We start from the raw sequence: 23,220 nt of genomic DNA, 5'->3' as shown, positions 1-23,220 counted from the left end.
TTGCAGCTCTTCCGGAACATAGACGACCATCACAGCATCGCAACTGTCCTCATACCCGCCTTCGTACAGCAATGGAATATCCAGCACGATCAAATTGTGCCCTTCCAAAATATAACGCTCTTTTTCTGCCTGTATCCAATCATTGATGCGCTCCTTCAGCAACACATCCAGTTCTTTACGCTTCTCCCTATCCGAAAAGATCAGCGCTCCCAAACGTTTGCGATCCAGCGTGCCATCAGGCAGCAGATAGGCTTCCCCAAAATGTTCGATGATGTCCGCTAACCCCGGCGCACCCGGAAGAACGACAGCCCTTGCTCCCAAGTCTGCATCGACAACCGGAATGCCCGCAGACAAAAACAGCTTCGCTACAGTCGATTTCCCTGTAGCGATGCTTCCTGTAAGACCCAATATATAACTCATGTTCGTTTATCTCGCCCCTTTGTACGCAACGTCGGTGATGTCTGCTGCCTTCGAACGCGTCTTCGGCAGTTGTTGACAATGCGGACAATAATGCGTCCCTCTCTGTGCAACCCTTATTTTTTCGATCGGATGGCCGCAGTTTGGACAAGGTTGTCCGGTCTGTCCGTAGACGGCAAGGGAGACTTGGAATTTACCTGCCTCCCCCAACGTGTTTTTGTAGGTTCGGATAGTCGACCCTCCGGCTTCAACCGATCTGCTGATCACATCGATGATGGCCTCTTGCAGTCTTTTGGCTGCAGCCGGTCCGATCGTGTCGGCTGCTTGCAGGGGATGGATCCTGGCTTGGAAAAGCGACTCATCCGCATAGATATTTCCGACGCCGGCAACAATGTTCTGGTCGAGGATGACCGCTTTGATCGCCCGATGCGACTTGGCAAGATCTTTTTTGAACTTACTCAATTTGAAGAAATCCGCGGTCGGTTCCGGCCCCATCTTTTTGAAAGGTTCATAATCATCCCGCTTTTCGATCGGCAACAGCGTGAATTTGCCGAACTTGCGCACGTCAAGGTAACGCAATTGGCGGCCATCGGCGAGATAAAAAATGACATGGGTATGCTTCTTGATCGGTTCACCGGATTCGCTCACCTCATATTTGCCTTCCATCCGCAGATGGGAAATCATCGCCCAGTGGTCCAACAAGAAAATCAGATACTTGCCGCGGCGTTCGATGGTGTTGATCTGTTCCCCCCGCAGGACCGTCTTGAACCGTTCAGTGGAGAAAGGCGGCGTGATCATACGATCCCAAAAGACGGCTACATCTATGATGACGGCTCCTCCGACAAGGTTAATGAGCCCCTTGCGGATGGTTTCTACTTCTGGCAATTCCGGCATAAGCAGCCCCCTTTCTTTTTATCAGATTGTTCCTTGTTTATTTTGCTTCATACCAGCTGTCGCCGAAATTACTGTCCACTTTAAGCGGCACAGCCAAGGAGACAGCATGCTCCATGATTTCCGGCACCAATTTTTCCAATACCGGAATTTCTTCTTCCGGGCATTCGAAGATCAGTTCATCGTGAACCTGCAAAAGCATATTCGCTTGAAGACCTTTTTCCTTGAGGACTTTATCCATCCGGACCATTGCCACTTTGATGATATCAGCGGCAGTGCCTTGGATCGGCGAATTGATGGCAGTGCGTTCCGCAAAGGAGCGCAGATTGAAGTTGCGGTTATGGATGTCAGGCAGGTAACGGCGTCTGTGGAATAACGTTTCGACATAACCGTTCTCTTTCGCTTCTTTGACGATGTCCTCCATAAATTGCTTCACACCTGGATATTTTTCGAAATAACGGTCAATGAATTCTTGAGCGGCTTTTCGGGTGATGTTCAGGTTTTGGGACAAACCATAATCGCTGATTCCGTAAACAACCCCAAAATTGACGGCTTTCGCTTGTCGGCGCAGATTGGCGGTGACGTCTTCCGGTTTCTCGATGCCAAAAACACGCATCGCGGTCGAGGTATGGATATCCTGGCCTTCCAGGAAAGCTTCGCGCAGATGCTCATCCCCGGAAATATGCGCCAGCACACGCAATTCAATCTGTGAATAGTCGGAGGCGAACAGCTTCCAACCTTCTTGTTGCGGAACGAAAGCTTGTCTGATTTTCCGGCCTTCCTCCATCCGGATCGGGATGTTCTGCAGGTTCGGATCGACGGAACTCAAACGGCCGGTCTGCGTCAACGTCTGTTGATAGCGCGTATGGATCTTTCCGGTTTCCGGTTTGATGAATTTCAAGAGCCCTTCCACGTAGGTCGATTGCAATTTGGCCAACTGTCGGTAATTCAGGATGTGCTCAACGATCGGTGCTTGCGCCTGCAGTTTTTCCAGCACATCGACCGCTGTCGAATAGCCCGTTTTCGTCTTTTTGATGGCGGGCAAGCCCATCTTCTCGAACAGGATGACACCCAGCTGCTTCGGTGAGTTGATGTTGAACTCTTCCCCCGCTTCGGCATAGATGGTTTTCTCAATTTCAAGCAAACGGCCGGCAAATTCTTCTTTCATGGTCAAAAGACGCTGCGGTTCCACCTTGATCCCTTGGATTTCCATGTGCGCCAACACAAATGACAATGGCAGTTCCATTTCGTAATACAGGTCTTTTTGCACATTACTTTCCAGTTCCGCGTTCAATTGGGCAAACAGCGCTTGGATCGCTTTCACTTTGCGCGCCAAATGATCATGCAACACGGTGTCTTCGGGAACGGCAGTTTTAGCGCCTTTTCCGTAGATGGCCTCATCAAAGGAGACATCGTTGTAGCCATATTCCTGGGCGACTTGCGCCAGGTCTTTGCTGTTGTCCTTCGCATTCAGGATATAGGAAGCCAATAGGATATCAAAATCGATGCCTGCCAGCGCGATGCCGGCATAATGCAGCATGACCATCGTCCGTTTGCCGTCGTACACGATTTTGTTGGCTTCGGCATTCTCAGCCCATTCCTTGAAAGCGGCACTTGCCGCCATTGTTTCCAATGAAGCCGTGTATATTTTTTCGTCCGTGCCCCAGCTGACTGCAAGGATTTTCCCGTCGTGGTAGTTGTCTTCAAGCATCTCCACATACAGAGCCATCCGGTCCGTAAAATGCTCGGGACGGATTTCGGTCAGGACTTCGAAATGGATATCCTCGAAGGATTCCGAGCGGTCTTCCGAAGCCACGCCCAGTTTATCCAGGAAGCCATTGAAATCCATTTCGCGATAGAAGTCGGTCAACTTGTCGATCTGCTTGCCTTCAACCGCAAGGTCATCGAGCTTCAATGTCACCGGCGAGTCCAGATCAATTGTAGCCAGCGTTTTGCTCATGAATGCATTTTCTTTGTCATTGATGAGATTTTCTTTCATCTTGCTTTTCTTCAGTTCATCGACATGCTCGTAAAGGTTTTCGATGGAACCATATTCGGTAAGAAGCTTCAAAGCAGTCTTCTCGCCGACTTTGGTGACGCCCGGATAATTATCCGAGGAATCCCCCATCAGACCTTTCATGTCGATGATCTGTTTCGGTTCGATGCCGTATTCTTCACGGATGACGTCCGGGGTGTAGGATTTCAATTCCGACACACCTTTGACGGTGATGTCGACCCGGATATTATCTGTCGTCAATTGGATCATATCCTTATCGCCTGAAATGATGACGACATCATAGCCGGCCTGATCGGCCATCCGCGAGTAGGTCCCGATGATGTCATCGGCTTCATAATTTACCAATTCATAGGTCTTGCCGCCGAAAGCATGGACCAAGACGCCGAAATAAGGCCATTGTTCGGACAACTCCGACGGCATGCTGGCACGCCCGCCTTTGTAATCATCATAAAGGGCATTACGGAAAGTCGTTTTACCTGAATCGAATGCAACCAACAGATGCGTAGGCTCTTCTGTCTGGAAGATGCGTTCCAATATATTATTGAAGGCGTAGAGCGCGTTCGTATGCAATCCGTTCTTGTTACGGAACCCATCCAGATTCGGCAATCCGAAAAAGGATCTGAAAGCCACACTGCTGCCATCCACCAATAGTAATTTATTCTTTTTATCAGTCATCTGTTTACATCCTAACTCTGCTTATTCTGAATCGTCTGCTGTCATGGATGCGGGATCAGTTCCCGAATCGACAGTTTCCTCGACTTCAGTTCGCTCGTTCATGATTACGTTCTCTTCCTCATCAAAAATCAACTTGCGAGGCGTCTCTACGATCAATTCAGCATCCAACACACGTTCATTTTCCATGTTCGTTCCGACAACACTGATTGTCACTTGTTCGCGGCGCTCATCCACGCGCTCCACTTCAAAATTGAACGTGATCGTGCTATTGTGGTAGATCGGTTCAATCACATTCAAAGAAACGTCCACAATATGTGAACCCGGACCTGGTAAATGTTTGGAAACATTGCTCGTCAAAATCCCCACCAACAAAACGGTTGGTACGATCGGCTTATGGAACCGAGTCGTCTGCGAATAATCATGTTGAATATAGAGCGGGTTCCCGTCATTCGTCAATCCAAGATAGAGCAAAATATCTTTGTCTTCGATGATTTCCGTGACGGTCAGCGAATCCCCCTCTTGAATTTCATCAATCGATTTTCCAAGCTTTATATCTTTCAGACCCATTTTCACTTTTCCTTTCTTTGAACACATATATGTCTATCATATCAAAAACGCCGTTCCGATAAAAGCCGTTTAGCTGTTTGAAACCATTTATTCCGAAAACCGGAACAAGCCCCTCACCTGCTTGCATCAAAAAAGCCCAGGAAGCGATCCCTGGACTAATAGTGTGTGATGAATCCTGAGCTCAGAGTTTGAGCACTAACGAGGTTCAGGACCAAGCAGCCCGGTTTTGGCTGAGTGGGCCTGAACAGCGTTAGGCGGAGAACTCTAGGATTCAGAACCGTTCTATGTATTAATTTGTTGTCGGTACGCTGTGGCTCAACAGTTCTTCATAAGCCAGTTCAAATTTCTGAACATCGCCCGCGCCCATGAAGATGGCGACTGCATCGTGGAACTGCAGCAACGGGGACATGTTGTTGACGTTTAATACTGTTGCGCCTTTTTCGATTTTGTCAGCCAAATCGCCGATTGAAACCTGTCCGTCCTTTTCGCGTGCGGAGCCGAAGATATCGCAGAGGAAGACCTTATCGGCCAATTCCAACGACTCAGCGAACTCGCTAAGCAGAGCAACCGTACGCGTGAAGGTATGCGGTTGGAAAATCGCAATGATTTCCTTCGTAGGGTATTTCTGCCTGGCTGCATCGAGAGTAGCGCGGATTTCGGATGGATGATGGGCATAATCGTCGATGACGACCATATCCGAAATGTATTTCTCGCTGAAGCGGCGTTTTACGCCTGAGAAAGTCTTCAGTTGCGCAGCCACCTTGTCATTGTCCAAGCCTTCCAGCCAGCAGAATGTGATGATGGCCAATGAGTTAAGGATATTATGCGTGCCGAATGACGGGATTTCAAAATGACCGTACATTTCGCCATTTATTTCCACGTCGAACTGACTGCCGGTTGTATCCTTTGTGACATTTTTCGCGACAACATCATTATCTTCAGCAAACCCATAAAATGTGACCGGATATTTGCCTTTCAATTCACGGACATACGCATCTTCGCCGCAAGCGATGACGCCTTTTTTCACTTGGGATGCAAATGAATCAAAAGCGCTGTAAACATCATTGATGTCTTTATAGTAATCCGGGTGATCGAAATCGATGTTCGTGATGATGGCGTAGTCGGGTGAATAAGCCAAGAAATGACGTCTGTATTCACAGGCTTCCAACACAAAATACTCCGCATCTTCCCGACCGAAACCAGTGCCATCGCCGATCAGATAGCTTGTCGGTGCAATCCCGTCCAACACATGGGACAACAAACCGGTCGTGCTCGTCTTACCGTGTGAACCGGTAATGGCGACGCTCGTATAGTTTTTGATCAAGTCGCCTATGAAATCATGGTAGCGGATGACCGTCAAACCGAGTTCTTTCGCTTTCGCGATTTCCTCATGGGAGTCAGGAAAAGCATTCCCTGCGATGACAGTCAAACCGGGTGTGATGTTCGCTGCGCTGAATGGCATGATTGTGATGCCAGCATCATCCAAGCCTTTTTGCGTAAAGAAATAAGTTTCGACATCCGATCCTTGGACGCGATAGCCTTTCCCATGCAGGATCAATGCCAACGCACTCATCCCAGAACCTTTGATGCCGACAAAATGATAAATCGTTTCCGTTTCCATAATTACCTCCAAATGAATATGGAAGGTTAGTCTTTCGGCTACCTTCTGATGTTTGTGTCTCAAAACAATCGCTTAGGACCTGATGACTTGCTGTCCATTTATTGAATCGGAACCAGTATAGCACGCACAGATTAAGAAAATACTTAAAATTATTTAAAATTTGAGGTCAAACATGTCAATAATTTCATTGCATCATCAACCCAGCGCACAAATCGGCCTAATGTTTCAATCCGATGACTAAAAATAAGAGTGGCTTACCGAATCGGCAGGCTCATGAACGAATTTTCCGGCTGTATCATAAGAGCGTTCCTGCTCCATGATGCCCAACAGCGAGCGGTTCATTGCCCGTTTGGATTTGCCTTCCAATGGTTGCAACTCACTTGTTTCCACGCTGTCTTCCTCCAGGGCCACATCGTCTTCAACAGGTGGCGCAAGTTCGAAAATAAGCAGGTCCGAGCTGTTCTTCTTCAATAATGCCGTAATCGCGCGATAATCGATTTTCTTTTCATTCAGGTTTTCCCAGCCTTTCAACGGTTCCGGTACTTCGGTCAGTTGGAAAGGCCTTCTGCTTTTATAGGATGCAAAAGGGTGCATGCCCAGTTCCGTGCGGCGCTCCTTCTGTTTTTCGTCCTTCAGTCTTTTTTTCTCGACCGCAAAAACATCTTCAGCAGGCTTCACAGTTTTATCCCTGAAGGATACAAATGCCTCCTTGTTGTGGCGGATGTACGGGACTGTGTCCATCGGGTGCAGCAAATCTTGCGAAATATAGGAGGACGGTTGTGCAGAATCGCCTTTTTTTTCCAGCATACCATGCTCTTCATCCTCTTTTTTCAGGTAATTCGGAAAATCAAACTTATTTGTTGCAGGATGACTTCCTTCCATTCCTGAACGATGGTCATGCCGAAAAAAACTTGGTCCATCATAGCGACTCATCCAGTCAGCTCCTCTCTTGTTTTGCTTCCGGGAAAACTATGCCCGGTTTCAATGGAATTCCTTTATAATAGTACTTCTTTTTGAGAAAAATTTCTATAGTCTTATTTGGAAAACGCTGCGCCTATTGCATAGCTGTCATCCAAGACGAGGATGCCTTTTTTAGGGCTTGCGTTTTCGAGTTGCAGTTCTTTGGCTGAACAGATCATGCCATGGCTGGCTACGCCGCGCAATTCACCCGGCCAGATGATCAAACCGCTAGGCATGACAGCGCCTGGCTTGGCTACGACGACGCGTTGCCCTTTTTTGATGTTGGCTGCACCACAGACAATCTGCAGTACTTCTCCGTTGTCAACTTCCGTTTGCGTAACGGACAGATGGTCGGAGTCTTCATGCGGCACGCATTCCTTGACGTAGCCCACAACAAATTTAGGTGAGCGATCGACAACGACAGCATCACTGAAACCTGCCGCTTGGATCAAAGCATTCACTTTTGCGACTTCTTCATCGGAAAGGATAACTTGCCCCTTTGCATCCAACGTAAGCGTATCTGAAATCGAAAAGAGATTGTAGCCCATCGTTTCATTTGTATGGTTGTTGAAAATGCGTGTCACATTCCCTTTTGATTCGCAGGATTGTTCTTGGCGGACAGCGATATCCCCTTTCGTCAACAATAATGTATCCCCGACTGCTTCACGATTATAAAAACTTAACCACATGTTGTATTTGCCCCTTTATGTTTCTTCATTTATTATTGCCCAAACGAAATAGTATCACAATTCACCCAAAAAGGCTTCAATCTCTTTTTGCGTCTTCCGGTTGCGTGAAACGAAACGCCCCAAAAGCTCTCCCTCAGCATAGACGACAAAGCTCGGGATTCCGGAAATCTGCAGAGCTTCACCCAACGTACCGAAATCATCGCGGTCTATTTCAACGAAACGAAAATCCGCGAATTTGTTCTCAACTTCGGGCATGAACGGACGGATGTAATGGCAATCCGGGCACCAGCTGGTCATGAAGACGAATACCGTTTTTCCCGAATCGCGCAGTTCTTTGAATTGATCCAAATCTTTCAGTTTATCCATAATCAAGCTCCCCCTCAGTTCATGTCCATGATGGTTTCATAAGTGCTCTTGTCCAATGCTTTGATGACTTGTGCGACCATTTCCTTGGCCGCCGCATAATCATCGATGTGGAACATCGTCTGATGCGTATGGATGTAGCGCGCGCAGACGCCGATGACCGCGCTCGGCACCCCGTCGTTCATGACATGGGCGGCTCCCGCATCCGTTCCGCCTTTGGAAACGAAATACTGATAAGGGATATCGTGCGTTTCCGCCGTATCCAACAGGAATTCGCGCATTCCTTTCAAGGTGATCATGCCTGGATCCTGGATCCGCAAAAGGAACCCTTCCCCCAGATGGCCGAAAGTATCCTTTGTCGTCGTAAGGTCATCCGCAGCCGAGCAGTCCACCGCGAAGAACAGATCCGGCTTGAACTTGTGCACGGCCCCTTTTGTCCCCCTCAGTCCGACTTCTTCCTGGACGTTGGCACCGGCGATCAACGTGTTCGGCAACTTTTCATCCTTCAATGCTTCCAGCGTTTCCAGAACGACCGTGTTCCCGTAGCGGTTATCCCATGCTTTTGAAATGATTTTTTTCTTGTTGGCGGTCCAGATCGTTTCGACTTGGGGAACGATCGTATCTCCTGGACGGACTCCGAATGCCAACGCTTCTTCTTTCGTATCGAAACCGGCGTCGAACAGGATATCCGTCACTTTGACTTTTTGGCCTTCACCGGTCCCACGCAACAAGTGCGGCGGAACAGATGAAGAGATAACAGGAATATCGCCATTGGACGTCTGCAGCGTATAGCGCTGTGCTGAAACGACATAGGCATTCCAACCTCCGAGCGGCACAACCCGGAACAGCCCGCGATCCGTGATGCCGGCAATCATAAAACCCACTTCATCCATATGCGCCGCCACCATGATGCGCGGCGCCGTTTTATCTGCATGCTCCCTGATTCCGAAAATACCGCCCAAACCGTCCGTTTCGATGCGGTCCACCAACGGGGCCATTCTTTCGCGCATATAGTTCCGGATATTGCGCTCATTTCCGCTTGTGCCCTGCAATTCCGTCAATTCTTTGATCATAGCAAATGTTTTATCTTCCATATTTGAATGGAGCAGCACACATCTTTAACCTTATGCCGCTCCCGGTCCTCCTTCATTGTCTGACTATTCTTCCCATTATAGCGCAGCATCCTTGTCATAGCAACGATTCCATTCGATCCGAAGCATTGTCCGGCCCAGGAAACGTTTCCTTTACGAAGCCTTTTGCAATCGACGTTTCCCTATTATTTTTTTCGTTTTATTGCTATACTTGGGGGAGAAAAAAGAAAGCGCATCAATTTGAGGAGGAACACATGATGAACTTTTTGGAAAAATGCATGTGCAAAAAACACAAAGAAGAAATCTTAGGCGGTATTTTATTCGGAGCCGGACTCGTGCTTGGTTCAGTCGTGACAGCCCTTTGCTATGAACAGAAACGGACCGTAAACGGCGACAAAATACTGGAAAACGTCAAAAAGATGTTCTTGGCCGAAGCTCCGATTGAAGGATCATGGATCGAATTGCACCCAGTCCCGCTCAGTCGTTATTCTTCAAAAACGGATGTATATTACGGCGGAATCTCACGTAAAGAAGAAGGCGTTTTGGTGCAATATGAATTCATCGCCGACGCCTACACAGGAACCATTTTGGACTTATACAAACTATAAAGAAAAGAAATGCGATACCAGCCCGCTCTGCCTCGAAAGAAATTTAGGAAATCGTGCCGACTGAGCATCGAAGAGCGCAATAGGTACGATTTATCTAATTTCCGAGAGGCAGGCTTGGATCGCTGGACATCGTTAATGGCACAACAGAAAAAGGAAGGACCAAAGCTGCGATTGCTTTGGTCCTTCCTTTTGTTTTCTATTTTTCTGAATCAGCTGCTGCTTTTTTCGGGAACGCTGCTTCGACGCGATAGATGCGGTCTCCTCGGGAAGAGAACTTCGCTTCGTACTCCGTCATGATGTTTCCCTCAAAGTCGCTCTTGTGCAGATCCAACCACACTTGCTTCAAAGTCATTCCGTATTGCGAGAAGCTCGCCAACGAATATTCGAATAAGCCTTGGTTATCCGTCTTGAAATGGATTTCCCCGCCGGAAACCAGGATTTGCTCATAGTTCCGCAGGAAATTTTTGTAGGTCAAGCGGCGTTTATCGTGTTTGGACTTTGGCCACGGATCGGAAAAGTTCAGGTAAACGCGAGCCACTTCGCCCTCCGCAAAGAAATCCGCTACATTCTCTCCGTCTGTATTCAGCAACTGGACATTTTTCAGACCAGATTCGATCATCTTATCAAGCGTCATGACCGCTACGCTCGTCTGGCGTTCGATCCCGATATAATTCACTTCCGGATGCATGCGGGCCATCTCAACGATGAACTGGCCCTTGCCGGAACCGATTTCCACATGGATCGGTTGCTCGTTGCCGAAGCGTTCCTGCCATTTCCCTTTCCAATCCGCTGGTTCCATCACTACATATTGGGTACTTTCAGCCAATTTTTCGGCAGCCCATGGTTTATTTCTTACGCGCATAATTCTCCTCTTTCTTATCTGTTTTTTTTCGAAAAAAGAAATCCTTTCCGTCCGTGTAAAAACGAAGAGGATTTCATAAATAACTGTTTAGGCGATTCTGATAAAGCTGTTTCAGCAACAGAATCAGTTGGTTCATTTCCACATTGCGTTCCTGCGAATGGCTCTTTTTGATCAGGCAGAGGCACACCATCATGCTGTACCACTCCAACCGGCGCTCCATATTGTCATTCATCTGCAAGCCATACTGTTCCAACCATACTCCCCATTCTTCATGGGGAACGTATTGCACAAGCAAGGTGCTGATGTCCGAAAACGGATCGGCAATTTTGACCATTTCCCAATCCACCAGATACAACCGGTCTTCCTCATCCAACAGGAAATTTTTCCGATTCACATCTCCGTGGCAGACCGTCTTTTGCGAGTCGTCGATGCTGGCGATGCTGTTCTTCACATATTCAGTCACCTGTTGAAGGACCGAATTGGATTTCAAGTCATCCGGCAGATCTGCAACGTAAAGGTTGTAGAAATTGATTGGGTTGAAGATTTCACCCTTTACCTTCTGAAGCATCTTCAGGAGATTTTCGGAATGATGGATGCGATGCAGGATGTCCCGCACGGTCTTCCCTTTCATCTCATCCGGATTCAATTCCCTGCCGTTGAGCCATTCCTGAGCTGTCAGGACATCCCCATTGCCGACCCGTTTGGTCCAGATCAATCGCGGTGTGATTCCCTCAACGGAAAGCGCAGCTAAGAAAGGTGAAGAGTTTCTTTTCAAAAAGACTCTTTCCTCGGCTCTGGTGCCCATATAAGCTTGTCCTGTGTCTCCTCCGATGGGATGTAGCCGCCACCCTGAGTCCATTTTATAATCCATCGAGCTCATTCCTTACTCTAATCTTTAGTTTTGAAAAGCGGTACAAGCCCGCTCTGACTCGAAAGAAATTTAGGAAATCTGGCCCTGAATGAGCATCGCAGAGCGCAATGGGTCAGATTTATCTAATTTCCGAGAGGCAGGCTTGGACCGCTAGACATCTTTTTAGGTGCATAAAATATTTTGCAAACATGTGAAGCACCAAAGGTGATGCACTTTTAATTTGATAAATTTATATCATTGAAAAGAAGGAGCCGGGACGAAAGCCCCAGCTATCTCGGTCTGCTCTTCTGTTCATACGCTACGTGTTCATTCGGCGACGCAGATCATTTTGCTCTGAAAGCGCAACGACCATCGCTCGCATACAATTATCATTTTAGATTTCTTTACATAGTCAGTCAAGAATATTTCATGGGGTTTCGGAACTGAACCGCGTTTAACCTGTGCATCAGTAACTTGCCGCTTCTCTTTTTTCTGTGCGGCCGCCCATGTAAAACTGGATGAACAACCAGATGAACCCGGCGTTTAAGGCTATTGAAGCTAATCCCGTCTGCCAACTGTTGTTGATGAAGATGATTCCCGCAAAAAGGAATCCTTCCACTCCCAAAAGGTAGCCGAGCAAACGCTTGAAGCCAGCAAATTTATCTTCACGTTGCGTCGGATAAAGCCGGTAAAGCATATTTTCATTGAAATGGAAATACAGCGGCAGCAACTGGAATCCTGTCAAATAAAGGAACAACAGACTGAGCCCTAGTGAAAATCCGGCTGACGGCGTGAACAGAAGCAACAGCATCCCGATGGCCAACAGCCGGAAAAACAAGCCGCTGTAATCAGTCCCGCGCAAAAATGCCCGTGCATATAAATACTGGTAGGAATTGTTTTTGCCTTCAACGCGGTGCAACAAGCCGTCGAAATATTTTCTCCTTTTCGCTTTGCTCTTCACTTGCGGAACATCCGTAAACAGATTGATGACCCGGTTTATGCGAGCCTTTCTTTGTTCCTCCGAGGCGATCATCTGCTCCCATTGATAGAGCGGATAGCGCGCCTCATACGCCACTTGTACTTTTTTACGCAGAAACATAGTATACAGAATTACAAGTACCGGCGCAACCCATGGATGAAAAAATATCGCGACGCTGAAAGATAAAATCGCCGCGCAAGCCAAGTAGAGATCATTTTTTTGGCGAACTTTCCTGTCGCCTATCTTCAGGCCCAGTTCCTGCAGATCCAAATGGATGATTTTCAACAGAATCAAGGTTGCATAAATCGGCAGCAAATCACTTGCCCCGATCGTTCTCCCGGCAAAAAGCATCGGCATCGCCGCGGCTGCCAAAAAGAATAACAGAATCGCCGGAAGGATCAGGCTGTATTTCTTCGCTTTGCTGAAATAGTTTCCCCATTCCTTTTCCTTAGCCAAGAGGAACACTTGATCGGCCGGCTCCAAAAAGGTCGCCAGCTTCCCGACAAAGATGCTGCCGGAAAAAATAGCCACAATCAAAAGCTTTCCCCAAAGGAAATCCGGCGTCACGGTTTTCACGAATTCAGAATATTGGTAAGCCAAAGCTCCCAGCAGAAAGAGGAGCACGAGGACGAAATGATCATTGAAGATATATTTGCTGTAGCGGCTGAATTTTTTCAGGTGCAGTTGCTGCCTTCTTTTCCAGATACTTTCCAGGTTCATGGTCGATCCACTTCTTTCGTCAAGCTGATGTAAAGCTCATCCAGACTTGCTCCCGGCATGCCCATTTCCCGCTGCAGGTCAGCCATCGTGCCTGTCACTTTGACCTCGCCATGGTGAAGCAGGACGAAATTATCGCATTCTTTTTCGGCAGAAGCCAACACATGTGTGGACATCAAAATAGCTGCACCCTGCGCTTTTTTCTCCCTGACCATCTCCAGGAACGAGTGGATGCCAAGCGGATCCAGCCCCAGGAATGGTTCATCGATGACATATACCGGCACATCCAACATGAATGCGCAGACGATCATCACTTTTTGTTTCATGCCTTTGGAAAAATAAGCCGGAAACCAGTCCAGCTTGTCCTCCAGACGGAAATCCCGAATGTAGCGCATCGCCTTTTCCATGGCGACTGTTTCCTTGATTCCGTAGGCCATCGCCGTGATTTCCAAATGTTCCCTTAAAGTGAGCTCTTCATACAGCACAGGTGTTTCAGGAATAAAAGCGAAGGACTGGCGATAACGTTCCGTGTCCTCGCGCAACGTTCGGCCATCGATCGCGATCTTTCCGCTGAAAGGCATCATCAACCCGATGATGTGTTTGATGGTCGTGCTCTTGCCTGCTCCGTTCAATCCGATCAATCCAGTCAATTCCCCGGATTTGACCTCAAAATTTATATTTTTTATGACAGGCAGTTGCGTATAGCCGCCCGTGACGTTCTCCAATAATAGTGACATTTAACCGTCCCTTTCGCATGCGTTTGTGCCTTATATTATAGCACAGCCTTGCCCCATCCCAAATATCTTGCTGACCGAAGCATCAATTCGACCCCAGCATATCAAAAAAAAACCAAATATGATAAAGTTAGAGCATAGAATAAACTAGATTATGAACAGAAAGAGGTCAGGCATATGACAGATTGTATTTTTTGCAAAATAGCGAACCACGAAATCCCGAGCAGCATTGTCTATGAAGATGATGTCGTCATTGCGTTCCTGGATTTATCACAAGTGACAAAAGGACATACGCTGTTGGTACCCAAGAAGCATGTAGCTGATATTTTTGAATATGATGAGGAATTGGCGAAGGAAGTCTTTTCGCGCATCCCTAAAATCGCGCGCGCAATCGAACGCTCCAGCGATGACATTTTGGGATTGAACATTCTGAACAACAACCGATCGATAGCCTACCAGTCTGTTTTCCATTCGCATATCCACTTCTTGCCGCGTTACGAAGATTCGGATTCGGATGGTTTCGGATTGAAATGGAAGACGCATGAAGGGAAATATTCGCAGGCAGAGTTGGCAAAAGTAGTCGCATCCATCAAAGAGAGTCTGGAGGAATAGATATGCGCTCATTTATGGAAGGAATAGTATTCGGTACGGTAGTCGGTGGTCTGCTAGGATTGCTTAATACCCCCCGCAGCGGAAAAGAAAATCGCGAGAAAGCGAAAGCTTACCTTGAAGACAACACACTTGCGGTCGAAGACCTCAACGTAAGCGTCCAAGGTCTGCGCAACGCGATCCAATCATTGACCAACGAAGGGTTGGCTTCCGTCAACGCAGTTTCGGAGGAAGTCACAAAATCGATTGAGAGCTTTACGCAACAGGCTCAACCCAGAATCAACCGCATCAACGATAAGCTTGCAGTGTTGACGGAAGACATGGAAAAAGTAGCTGCCAGCATGGAATCACAAATGCCTGCACCTGCGGATGCGCCAACTTCATAACGGAAATAAAAATACGACGTTCCAAATGCAAACCGGATAACCGGTCATTTGGAGCGTCGTATTTTTCTGCGCACAGAACCTATTGAGTACACTCTAGAACCCGCTACTCATTCTTGTTATCAGCCTGTTTGATAAATTTCTGTATCGGCATTTCTACGAAAGATTCCCTGAGTACCTGTTCCACTGTCGCAGCCGCTTTATCCAGTTTCGCCGCACCAGTTTTCGTCAAGGACGTATAGATGATCCGCCGATCCTGCTCGCAAACATTACGCTCCAACGCCCCGCATCCCTTCGCCTCAAACTTGCTGACCAATCTCGAAACTGCGCTTTGGCTTAAGCCGACCTTTTCCTCCAGATCCTGGAGTTTCAGCTTTTGATCCGCTTCATGTGACAGGAAATAAAGGACATAGAACTCTTTCAGAGAAAGGTTATGGTTCGCCTGCAAACTTTTTTCCAACGTGCTCTCGACTTTCAGATGAAAATTGTTGATCTCCAGCCATTGGCAAAACACAGAACTCATTTCACATTTCACAATGTTTCCCCCATTCCTTTCTTTTTGTCAACTTATGATACCAAATATTGGCATTTTGAGCAATCTGCCACGACTCACGGACAGCGTGCCCTCTTTTGTTCTATGTTGCGTTTTTTTGCCTGTTTCCGAATCATGCTTCAGATATGAATTTTCTGAGAAGTTTGCTAGCGTTTTTAAGGAATATTTTCCATAATCACGGCGTTTATGATATATTTATAAATGGTTATTCATGAGATAGATAAATAGAAATAGATAGGAAGTGCCACATTCATGAAAAAGAAATTAGCATTGACGTCCGTTGCTTTCTTGACGGCCATCACATTAGCAGGCTGCGCGACTGGCGAAACTGTCGCAACGACTCCAGCAGGCGATATCACAAAAGATGAATTATACGACGCAATGAAAGCCTCAATCGGCGAAACCGTCTTGCAACGTCTGATTTTGATTGACGTATTGAACGATAAAATCGGAGACAATGAATTGGAAGCTGAAACAGAAGCTGAACTGTTGACGACAATCGAACAATACGGCGGAGAAGAAACATTCAACTACATCTTGTCACAATCAGGCTTCGCAAATAAAGATGAATACCAAGATGTATTGTATCTGAACAAACTGATCGAAGCAGCCGTCAGAGCTGAAACGACTTTCACGGATGAAGAAGTGGAAGCCTATTACGAAGCTTACCAACCACAAATCAACGTACAGCATATCTTGGTTGCGGATGAAGCAACTGCTGTAGATCTGATCAGCCAAATCAATGCAGGCGCAGATTTCGCGGAATTGGCTAAGGCCAACTCCACCGACACAGCAACTGCTGAAAACGGTGGAGAAACAGGCTTGTTCGGAAAAGGCGATATGGTCGCAGCATTCGAAGAAGCAGCTTATGCGCTTGAAGTCGGCGAAGTGACACAAACACCAGTCGCTACCGAATATGGCTACCACGTCATCAAAATGATCGAGAAGACAGAAAAAGGAACATTGGAAGAAGAACGTGAAAACATCGAAACAGTGATGATGGACGAAAAACTTGCCGACAATGATTACCTGACATCCGTCATGTCCACAATCGTTCAAGCAGCGAATGTTGAAATCAAAGACGAAGACTTGGCAGCAGCAATTGATCAATTCTTGCCTGCTAAAGAAACAAGCTCATCAGAAACGACCTCAACAACTGGAGGAGTAGATTCTGCAACATCTGAATCTACCACTGCTGAATCGGCAAACTAATATATGATAATGTAAAACACGTGAATCACCGTTCTTTGATGCCGGTGATTCGCGTGTTTTTTTGCGTGTTTCTGAAATACGGATGTGTTGCTGCTTGACGGATCTCCCCCGGCAAGGCGACAGTGATGTCGTCGACTGTTTGGCGCTCCGGCACCTCCAAACAGCCGACTGGCAGGCCCTGTCTTGACTGTTCGTGATTCCGTCACCTCTGAACAATCGACGGACGGAGTATGTCTTGACTGTTCAGCAAACCCACCTATCCAAACAATTGACACATTGCCCTTCTCTCGGCTGTTTGCCTCCACTCAAGCACCTTTCAGCCGACATCTCACTTCACATCGACAGGTACGCAAAAAGGACACAAGGCTGCTCACCGAAACAAGCAGGCCTGTGTCCTTTTGATTATTGCCCTTCTTCGGAAGGTTGGGCAAAGATTGGTTTATAGAAACTGCGGTTCTCCAACCCGAAAATCCGCTCGCTGAACGTTCCCGGTGTCGTGCGCAACAAAGCCGTGTCGATCATATTGATGGAAGCATCCAAATTATCAAGGTGATGGATGATTTCGGCTTCCAAAAGATGCGGTGTTACCGGTGATCCAAATTCCTGTTTGCCGTGATGCGCCAGAACGATATGTTTCAACAAGATGACTTCTTCGCTGTCCTCATCGATGTTCAGGGACAGACAAGCTTTGGTGATTTCTTCATCAATCAGGACGATATGCCCGATCAGATTCCCTTTCAGCGTGTACTCGGTCGACATGCTGCCGCTCAACTCAATCGTTTTCCCGATGTCGTGGAGAATCACTCCCCCGTACAGCAAAGACTTATTGACTGATGGGTAATGTTGAATGACCGTTTTTGCCATCCGCAAGATCGATACCGTATGGAAACCGAGTCCGCCAACGATAGCGTGATGATGACGTTTCGCAGCGGGATACTCGAAAAATTCCCGTTGATATTTTTTGAGTATATGGCGGACAATCCGGTTGATCGGTGCGCTCGTGATCTCAAACAGGATTTGGCTGACTTCCTCCACCATTTCTTCAGATTTCAGCGGAGCACGCTCCATATAGAGTTCCGGTCGGCTTGGTTCCCCTTCGCGGGCGAGCCTTAGTTTTGTGATGCGCAGTTGAGGATTGTTCTGATACATTTCCCGTTTGCCGGTTACGGCAACGACTTGGCCAGCCTGGAATTGCTGGATGTCCTCCTCTTTTGCGTCCCAATACTTCCCGTCAATCTGACCGCTGCGGTCCTGAAAAGTAAAGGCGATGAATTTCTTGCCATTTTTTGCCAGACGGATATCCGCACTTTTGATCAGCACATAAATTTCAAAATTATCATCTATTTCGTGTTCATATATTTTTTTGGCCACCCCTATCAGCCCCTTTCACTCCTATTTTAACATGTATACTTGTTTCTGTGAAAATCGTTGTACGCAAGCGTCGTCGAACGTGAAAAAGAGCACCTGCACGTCTTCACTCAGCTCTTCCAGCAACGTAAACATGATATTTTTCCTGTCTTCATCGAAGTTCACAAACCCATCATCGATCAAGATCGGCATGCTGACGATATCGGCAGTATTCTTCACAAATGCAAGCCGCAGCGCAATATACAACTGTTCCACCGTTCCCTGCGACAATTCATTCGGTAAGAAGGTCGTTCCGTCCTTACGCTGCACCTTCATGCCGTTCTTTTGGAACGCGATGCCGGTGTATGCACCTTCCGTCAACCGACTGAAAAAGGTTATCGTATCATCCAACATCAGCGGCAAGCGATCCTCTTTCCCGTACCGCAATGCCCCTTCGATCCATTCTCCGGCGGTAACCAAGCCGGCCCACTCGATGGCAAGGTCCCTCAGCTCGGTTTCGGCCAAAGCGAACTCCTGCAGCAAAGCACTGTAGGTCCCGCCTTCTTCCAATTGTTCCAGCTGATGCTTCAGTTCAACTTCCGTTCTCTGCAGTATCGACAGTTCGGCCTTCAACCGTTGCATTTCCAGTTCATTCTTTTCATAGAGGACCGCGCTTTTCTTCGCATCGCCATAACGATCCAAAAGTTGCTCGCGCCCATTGACTTGCTCATCCAGTAATTCCTTGCGTTTGAGGTTCTGTTCTTGTTTCTCCTTCAGCGCCAACAACTGGTAAAATTCTGCTTCCGTTTTTGCGTTTGCCTGATCCAACAGCCGCTGCCTCTGTTGATGGGACTCGGCAAGGTCGCGTTGGATCTGCTCCAACTCTTGCTGCAGTTCATTGATTTTATCCTGAACATTTGAGACCATGTTTTCTTCCAAAATGACCGCATTCTGTATCTCGGCGAAGCGTGCGACCATTTCCGTGACTGTCAGATGTTCAAAATGGAAACGGCTGCGGATGAACGCAGTCTGCTCGTTCCATTTATCCGCGGCGAGCTTCAGATCGCTCATTTCGGCTTCCTGGTTGATGATCAGGGCGGCCTTCTCCGCCAACACGGCACCGGGGTCCAATTGCAGGAGTTCTGTTGCCGTCATGCGAGCTGGATAGCCTTTCTGCTGAAGGAAGGTCGTCCATTCGGTTTGGAGCATATTTCCGCGCTCCTCCGTTTCTTCCCGACTGTTCAAAAGTTCCAAAAACTTATCCTGCAAGTCTTCGAGCTCTCTTGTTACAGCCGAAATTCTTTCCCGGACAGCGGCCTGCTTCAAAAATTGCTCCATCGCATTTTCTGACGAACTTTCATGGGAGGAAACGTCCCGCTTTGGTGCCTGAGTTTTCCTTCCTATCAGGAAAACACCAGCGACAGCAAGCAAGGCTGCCAACACCCAAGCAATTACCCTGAAGTCCGCCAGAACAAAGGACAGGACCACAAACACAGCTGCAGCCGCAAGTAACATCATGCCGAGCGGATTTCTTTTCATCGGGGCGGGAGCGGGCATTCGTTGGCTCGGCTGTTGCACATCGCTTTGCAGCGCCGCATACGCATCATCAGCAAGCTTCTCGTGTTGGAGACGAATCTCCTCTTGCTGGAGATTTTCCAGCTGGTCCTCATGGAACCCGATATTGTGGTCCAACCGAAGCAGCTGTTCTTCAATCTGTCGGATATCCTGCGCAAGCTGCTGCAGCTGACCGCGTTCTTCTTCCTTCAGCGGCTCCGGTGTGGGAAGCGCCAGGTTCAACCCAAAGGCCATTTTTTGTTTGGCCAAATCAGCCTTGTTGTTGCTGATCTCATTCTCCAAATAAGTGATCTTATTCAGATCCGCTTGCGTTTTGGCTGCACTGTGCTGCAAAGCCGCAAACGCCGATTGATGAGCCTTGTACCATTCCGCCTGGACATATTCGCCCAACTGTTTCTGCAACTGTGCTAACCTTTCCTGAAGTTGCGTTTGCGCCTGGATCAAACCGGCCATTTTTTCCTGCTGATTCTGCCACTGATAACGGGCATCTTCCGGCACCTCACTGTAGTCGACAGCCGTAATTTCCTTGTTCAGCCGTTTCCACTCCTGATAGCTATCTGCCAACCGCAGACTTTCTGCGATTGCAGTTTGTTCCTGCTCCAGTTCCAGTTGACGGGATAACAGCTCGGCCTGCTGTTTTTGGCTGTCCGATAAATGCAGCAGCGAAGTTTCATATGTCGCATTTTTTGCTTTAGCTTGCTGAAGCTTTCTTTGCAGTTTTTCAGCAGCCTGTATCTTCTTGTTCAATGGCGGAACGCTGCCTGTCGGTTTGAAGCGTTTTGCGGCTTCGTCACGGTATTCTTTGGCTAATTGCAGCAAACGTTCGCTCCCGCTGGTGCCGATGCTCAACAGATAATGGTTGAGGTCGTCTTTTTGGGTTTTTTTCAAGGAAAGCAGACTGTCTATTTTGAATGTGTATAACGACTCAAAAGTCTCCCTGTCCATCCCCAACAGGAAACGCCCGAGATTTTTTGTCGTCTGCTGCACGCCATCCGGCAGCGTGACGAGGGCTTGCCCTTTGTTGCGGTCTTTCACACGCTCAACGATGACATCCCCGAATCGTGTGTCCTCCAAAAATAAGCGACCTCCGTATGCTTGCGCTTGTTTCGGGACGTACAGATTTTGATCTTTCTTGCGGGCACTGGGAAATCCGAAGAGGATGCTGTTGATGAAGGATGACAACGTGCTCTTGCCGGCTTCATTTTTGCCGTGGAAAATCTGCAGATCCTGCACATCATCAAAAGTTTGGTTCACCCATTTTCCGTAGCCGTATATTTCAATCTTCCGTATCTTCACTGTCTTCCTCCTCAAACGCAACAGCCTGCACCAGTCTGGTCTTTGCTGCAGCCAGTACTTCCTCTTTGAAGCTTCGGTCTTTTTTTAAATCAGGAAACGTAGTCCTCATGAGTGGATGTTGGAAAAAGTTGTCCAGCTGTTGATAGAATACGTCATCGGCACTGATTTCCGTCCAACTTTTCGAAAAACTCTCCTTCATGACCTGATCAAAAGAAAACAGTTCCTTTTCCGTATCGACCGCAATTTTCAACTGATACAGATATATGAAAGGCCGGTCCAACCGTTGTCTGACACCCTCCAATATCTCCTCATCCTCGATCTTTTTCACGACATCGGGATGCAGCTCCTGGATATCCGTGAACAGCAGCGACAACAGCACACTTGATTTACTCTCGGAGCGATAGTAGTCCATGCGTTCCTCGATGCGCGCGAATGCATCATTCAGGGTTTTGCATCCAAGCAATGACACTGTCTCTTTTTCCCAGACGATCGGCGCCGTTGGGATGAACGACAATGCAGGCGCCATCCCTTTCCGGAGCGTCACCAGATAAGCACCTTTCGCTTCGGTTTCATTCGGATTGCGCCCTTGCGTATTGCCGCAATAGACGACAGGCGGAGCCGTCTGCAGCTGCTGCCTTTTGTGGATATGTCCCAAAGCCCAATAATCATAATTTTTCGCGTTCAACTCGCCCAACGAAAACGGCGCATAGACGCCTTCGGAAGAGTTCAAGCCTTCAAGGTAGCCATGCAGCATTCCGATATGGTAATCCACGCTGTGATTCCGGTTCGGGTATTCAACGATCATCCGTTCCTCGACCCATCTGGAAGGATAACTGAAGCCGGTAATGGCCACCCGTTCCCCTGCTTTAGTGGTCAGAATTTCGGTCGTGACCGCTTTTTCGAAGACCGTGACGTTTCCCGGAAGCTGCAGTTTGAGCGATTCCCTCCCGAGAAAATCATGGTTCCCATGAGACAAATAAACCGGGATGCCAGAACGATCCAGCCGGCCCAGTTCATCCCTCAGGAAGGCCTGCGCTTTTACGCTCTGATTCTCCTCATCGTAGATATCCCCGCTGATTAGAAAAAAATCCACTTGGGCCGCGATGGCTTGCGTCACCAATTCCCGAAAGGAATCAAAAGTGGACTGGTAAATGGCATCAAAAAGTTGCGGTTCCAGCTGTTTTATCCCCTTAAAAGGGCTATCCAGATGGAGATCCGCTGTATGGATAAATGTAATCACAAGCTGTCCTTCTTTCCGCATGCTATGCTTAATTTGGCAAATAAAAGAAAAGCTGAACGGGTTCGTTCAGCCCTGAAAGAAATTTAGGAAATCGAGCCGACTGAGCATCGTAGAGCGCAATAGGCACGATTTATCTAATTTCCGAAGGGCTTACCCGTGAAGCTAGCCATCTATATTGGATGCATGAAACATTTTGCAATCCTGTGAAACACCTACGGTGATGCACTTTTGATTCTAAAAATCTTTATATGTTCCTAGAAGCATCAAAAAAACTGCGCCATTTCCTCCAAATATCGGATGAAGAACGTTGGATGGCATTGATAGGCAATGCGTTGAATCCTGTCCCTATCTGTCATCCGGCCATTCTTTCGGAAATGGTCACAGCTTATCGTCAAAAATTAAGTCTTAATCTTGTGCAGGCGCGTATAATTCTTGCAACGGTTTTGTGATGATGGCATTGACTTCTTCCATCAATTGGCTCAACTGTTGCTCTTTAGCCATCAAAGATTGGATGACTTCGTTGCCGGATGCTCTCTCAGCGATTGCTTGAGCAGAAGCCACATCATCATCAGTGATCGCTGCGCCTGTCATTTGTTTTTGCTGCAGTCCGATTTGCACATTACGGAACTCCTCAAACAATTCAAAAGCCACTTTATCTTCTCTCATAGCTGTATAAGCGGCAGACAACTCTGTAAAAACAGAAGCCTCACGCAGATTTTTTTCCAACTCATAAGCCGTATCATAAATATTACTCATTATCCCATTCCTTCCATTCGCATATTACATAAACTATAACATTATCCGAACAATAAAGCCATCAAAAAACACGAAAATACGTTCTTATCAGAGCGTGATGATTCGCGGGAGGGGATGAGCACTAAGAGGATATTACGAGAACGGCCGCTCTTTGGCCGTGACGTAATATCAGCTTAGGCGGAATCCCCTGCGAATCAGAACGCGTTTA

General features: G+C 47.6%; 23 protein-coding genes. 4 read left to right on the top strand and 19 right to left on the bottom strand.

Features of this window, described 5'->3' with window-relative positions; genetic code table 11:
* The 9 genes from coaE to pepA all read right to left on the bottom strand — a co-directional run.
* Window positions 1–420 (bottom strand): dephospho-CoA kinase (gene coaE / locus WBV27_RS09335; protein ID WP_424201455.1); only part of this gene is annotated, 420 nt, incomplete at its 3' end.
* 6 nt (window positions 421–426) lie between these two features.
* Window positions 427–1,311: a DNA-formamidopyrimidine glycosylase gene (gene mutM / locus WBV27_RS09330; protein WP_140186080.1), complete on the bottom strand. Its 885-nt coding sequence runs from the start codon at window positions 1,309–1,311 to the stop codon at window positions 427–429.
* Between the two features lie 37 nt (window positions 1,312–1,348).
* Entirely contained in the window at window positions 1,349–4,000 is a 2,652-nt protein-coding gene (polA, locus tag WBV27_RS09325) for a DNA polymerase I (RefSeq protein ID WP_424201453.1), read from the bottom strand.
* A gap of 21 nt (window positions 4,001–4,021) precedes the next feature.
* Window positions 4,022–4,567, bottom strand: coding sequence for a MaoC/PaaZ C-terminal domain-containing protein (locus WBV27_RS09320; protein ID WP_424201451.1), 546 nt, complete (start codon window positions 4,565–4,567; stop codon window positions 4,022–4,024).
* Window positions 4,568–4,856: 289 nt separating this feature from the next.
* The gene (gene murC, locus WBV27_RS09315) at window positions 4,857–6,188 is read right to left on the bottom strand and encodes a UDP-N-acetylmuramate--L-alanine ligase (protein WP_424201449.1); all 1,332 of its coding nucleotides are present in this window, start codon (window positions 6,186–6,188) and stop codon (window positions 4,857–4,859) included.
* A 237-nt stretch (window positions 6,189–6,425) separates the two neighbouring features.
* Complete coding sequence (locus tag WBV27_RS09310) at window positions 6,426–7,121, bottom strand: hypothetical protein (protein ID WP_424201447.1); 696 nt, start codon at window positions 7,119–7,121, stop codon at window positions 6,426–6,428.
* Window positions 7,122–7,222: 101 nt separating this feature from the next.
* Window positions 7,223–7,837, bottom strand: a complete 615-nt coding sequence (ytpR, locus tag WBV27_RS09305; RefSeq protein WP_424201445.1) for a YtpR family tRNA-binding protein — start codon at window positions 7,835–7,837, stop codon at window positions 7,223–7,225.
* Between the two features lie 54 nt (window positions 7,838–7,891).
* A complete protein-coding gene (locus tag WBV27_RS09300; RefSeq protein ID WP_424201443.1) occupies window positions 7,892–8,203 on the bottom strand; it encodes a thioredoxin family protein in 312 nt (103 codons plus the stop codon).
* A gap of 14 nt (window positions 8,204–8,217) precedes the next feature.
* Complete coding sequence (gene pepA, locus WBV27_RS09295; protein ID WP_424201441.1) at window positions 8,218–9,294, bottom strand: glutamyl aminopeptidase; 1,077 nt, start codon at window positions 9,292–9,294, stop codon at window positions 8,218–8,220.
* Between the two features lie 254 nt (window positions 9,295–9,548).
* On the opposite strand from pepA, the gene WBV27_RS09290 reads away from it, so the two are divergent.
* Window positions 9,549–9,899 carry a PepSY domain-containing protein gene (locus WBV27_RS09290; RefSeq protein WP_245830758.1) on the top strand — a complete coding sequence of 117 codons (351 nt, stop codon included), beginning with the start codon at window positions 9,549–9,551 and terminating at the stop codon, window positions 9,897–9,899.
* A 196-nt stretch (window positions 9,900–10,095) separates the two neighbouring features.
* Here WBV27_RS09290 and trmB read toward each other — a convergent pair whose 3' ends face one another.
* The 4 genes from trmB to WBV27_RS09270 form a co-directional block, all read right to left on the bottom strand.
* Complete coding sequence (gene trmB, locus WBV27_RS09285; protein WP_424201438.1) at window positions 10,096–10,761, bottom strand: tRNA (guanosine(46)-N7)-methyltransferase TrmB; 666 nt, start codon at window positions 10,759–10,761, stop codon at window positions 10,096–10,098.
* Window positions 10,762–10,834: 73 nt separating this feature from the next.
* Entirely contained in the window at window positions 10,835–11,632 is a 798-nt protein-coding gene (locus WBV27_RS09280) for a phosphotransferase family protein (protein ID WP_140186090.1), read from the bottom strand.
* A 445-nt stretch (window positions 11,633–12,077) separates the two neighbouring features.
* On the bottom strand, window positions 12,078–13,310 hold the full coding sequence (locus WBV27_RS09275) for an ABC transporter permease (RefSeq protein WP_424201436.1): 1,233 nt from the start codon (window positions 13,308–13,310) through the stop codon (window positions 12,078–12,080).
* Window positions 13,307–14,044 (bottom strand): ABC transporter ATP-binding protein, encoded by a 738-nt coding sequence (locus WBV27_RS09270; RefSeq protein WP_424201434.1) that lies wholly within the window; start codon window positions 14,042–14,044, stop codon window positions 13,307–13,309. The genes WBV27_RS09275 and WBV27_RS09270 overlap by 4 nt, the downstream gene beginning before the upstream one ends.
* Before the next feature lie 174 nt (window positions 14,045–14,218).
* On the opposite strand from WBV27_RS09270, the gene WBV27_RS09265 reads away from it, so the two are divergent.
* Together WBV27_RS09265 and WBV27_RS09260 are read left to right on the top strand one after the other, a co-directional pair.
* Window positions 14,219–14,653 carry an HIT family protein gene (locus tag WBV27_RS09265; RefSeq protein WP_424201432.1) on the top strand — a complete coding sequence of 145 codons (435 nt, stop codon included), beginning with the start codon at window positions 14,219–14,221 and terminating at the stop codon, window positions 14,651–14,653.
* A 2-nt stretch (window positions 14,654–14,655) separates the two neighbouring features.
* Window positions 14,656–15,036: a YtxH domain-containing protein gene (locus WBV27_RS09260; RefSeq protein ID WP_424201430.1), complete on the top strand. Its 381-nt coding sequence runs from the start codon at window positions 14,656–14,658 to the stop codon at window positions 15,034–15,036.
* 103 nt (window positions 15,037–15,139) lie between these two features.
* Here WBV27_RS09260 and WBV27_RS09255 read toward each other — a convergent pair whose 3' ends face one another.
* On the bottom strand, window positions 15,140–15,568 hold the full coding sequence (locus WBV27_RS09255; protein ID WP_424201428.1) for a MarR family winged helix-turn-helix transcriptional regulator: 429 nt from the start codon (window positions 15,566–15,568) through the stop codon (window positions 15,140–15,142).
* A gap of 270 nt (window positions 15,569–15,838) precedes the next feature.
* Here WBV27_RS09255 and WBV27_RS09250 point away from each other — a divergent pair, with 270 nt between their 5' ends.
* On the top strand, window positions 15,839–16,798 hold the full coding sequence (locus tag WBV27_RS09250; RefSeq protein ID WP_424201426.1) for a peptidylprolyl isomerase: 960 nt from the start codon (window positions 15,839–15,841) through the stop codon (window positions 16,796–16,798).
* Between the two features lie 25 nt (window positions 16,799–16,823).
* Here the strand turns inward: WBV27_RS09250 and WBV27_RS09245 are convergent, their stop codons facing one another.
* The 5 genes from WBV27_RS09245 to WBV27_RS09225 all read right to left on the bottom strand — a co-directional run bounded on the left by WBV27_RS09245 (window position 16,824) and on the right by WBV27_RS09225 (window position 23,012).
* The gene (locus tag WBV27_RS09245; RefSeq protein ID WP_424201424.1) at window positions 16,824–16,952 is read right to left on the bottom strand and encodes a hypothetical protein; all 129 of its coding nucleotides are present in this window, start codon (window positions 16,950–16,952) and stop codon (window positions 16,824–16,826) included.
* Between the two features lie 248 nt (window positions 16,953–17,200).
* A complete protein-coding gene (locus tag WBV27_RS09240; RefSeq protein ID WP_424201422.1) occupies window positions 17,201–18,169 on the bottom strand; it encodes a 3'-5' exoribonuclease YhaM family protein in 969 nt (322 codons plus the stop codon).
* A gap of 21 nt (window positions 18,170–18,190) precedes the next feature.
* Entirely contained in the window at window positions 18,191–21,016 is a 2,826-nt protein-coding gene (locus WBV27_RS09235) for an AAA family ATPase (RefSeq protein WP_424201420.1), read from the bottom strand.
* Window positions 20,997–22,256 carry a metallophosphoesterase family protein gene (locus WBV27_RS09230; RefSeq protein ID WP_424201418.1) on the bottom strand — a complete coding sequence of 420 codons (1,260 nt, stop codon included), beginning with the start codon at window positions 22,254–22,256 and terminating at the stop codon, window positions 20,997–20,999. Before WBV27_RS09230 ends, WBV27_RS09235 begins: the two co-directional genes overlap by 20 nt.
* A 405-nt stretch (window positions 22,257–22,661) precedes the next feature.
* Window positions 22,662–23,012, bottom strand: coding sequence for a YlbF family regulator (locus WBV27_RS09225; RefSeq protein ID WP_424201416.1), 351 nt, complete (start codon window positions 23,010–23,012; stop codon window positions 22,662–22,664).
* Between the last annotated feature and the right edge of the window lie 208 nt (window positions 23,013–23,220).

Source organism: Trichococcus sp. (assembly GCF_049589555.1).
In the GTDB taxonomy this organism is placed as follows: Bacteria; Bacillota; Bacilli; order Lactobacillales; family Aerococcaceae; genus Trichococcus.
This window is presented reverse-complemented; position numbering and strand designations above follow the sequence as displayed.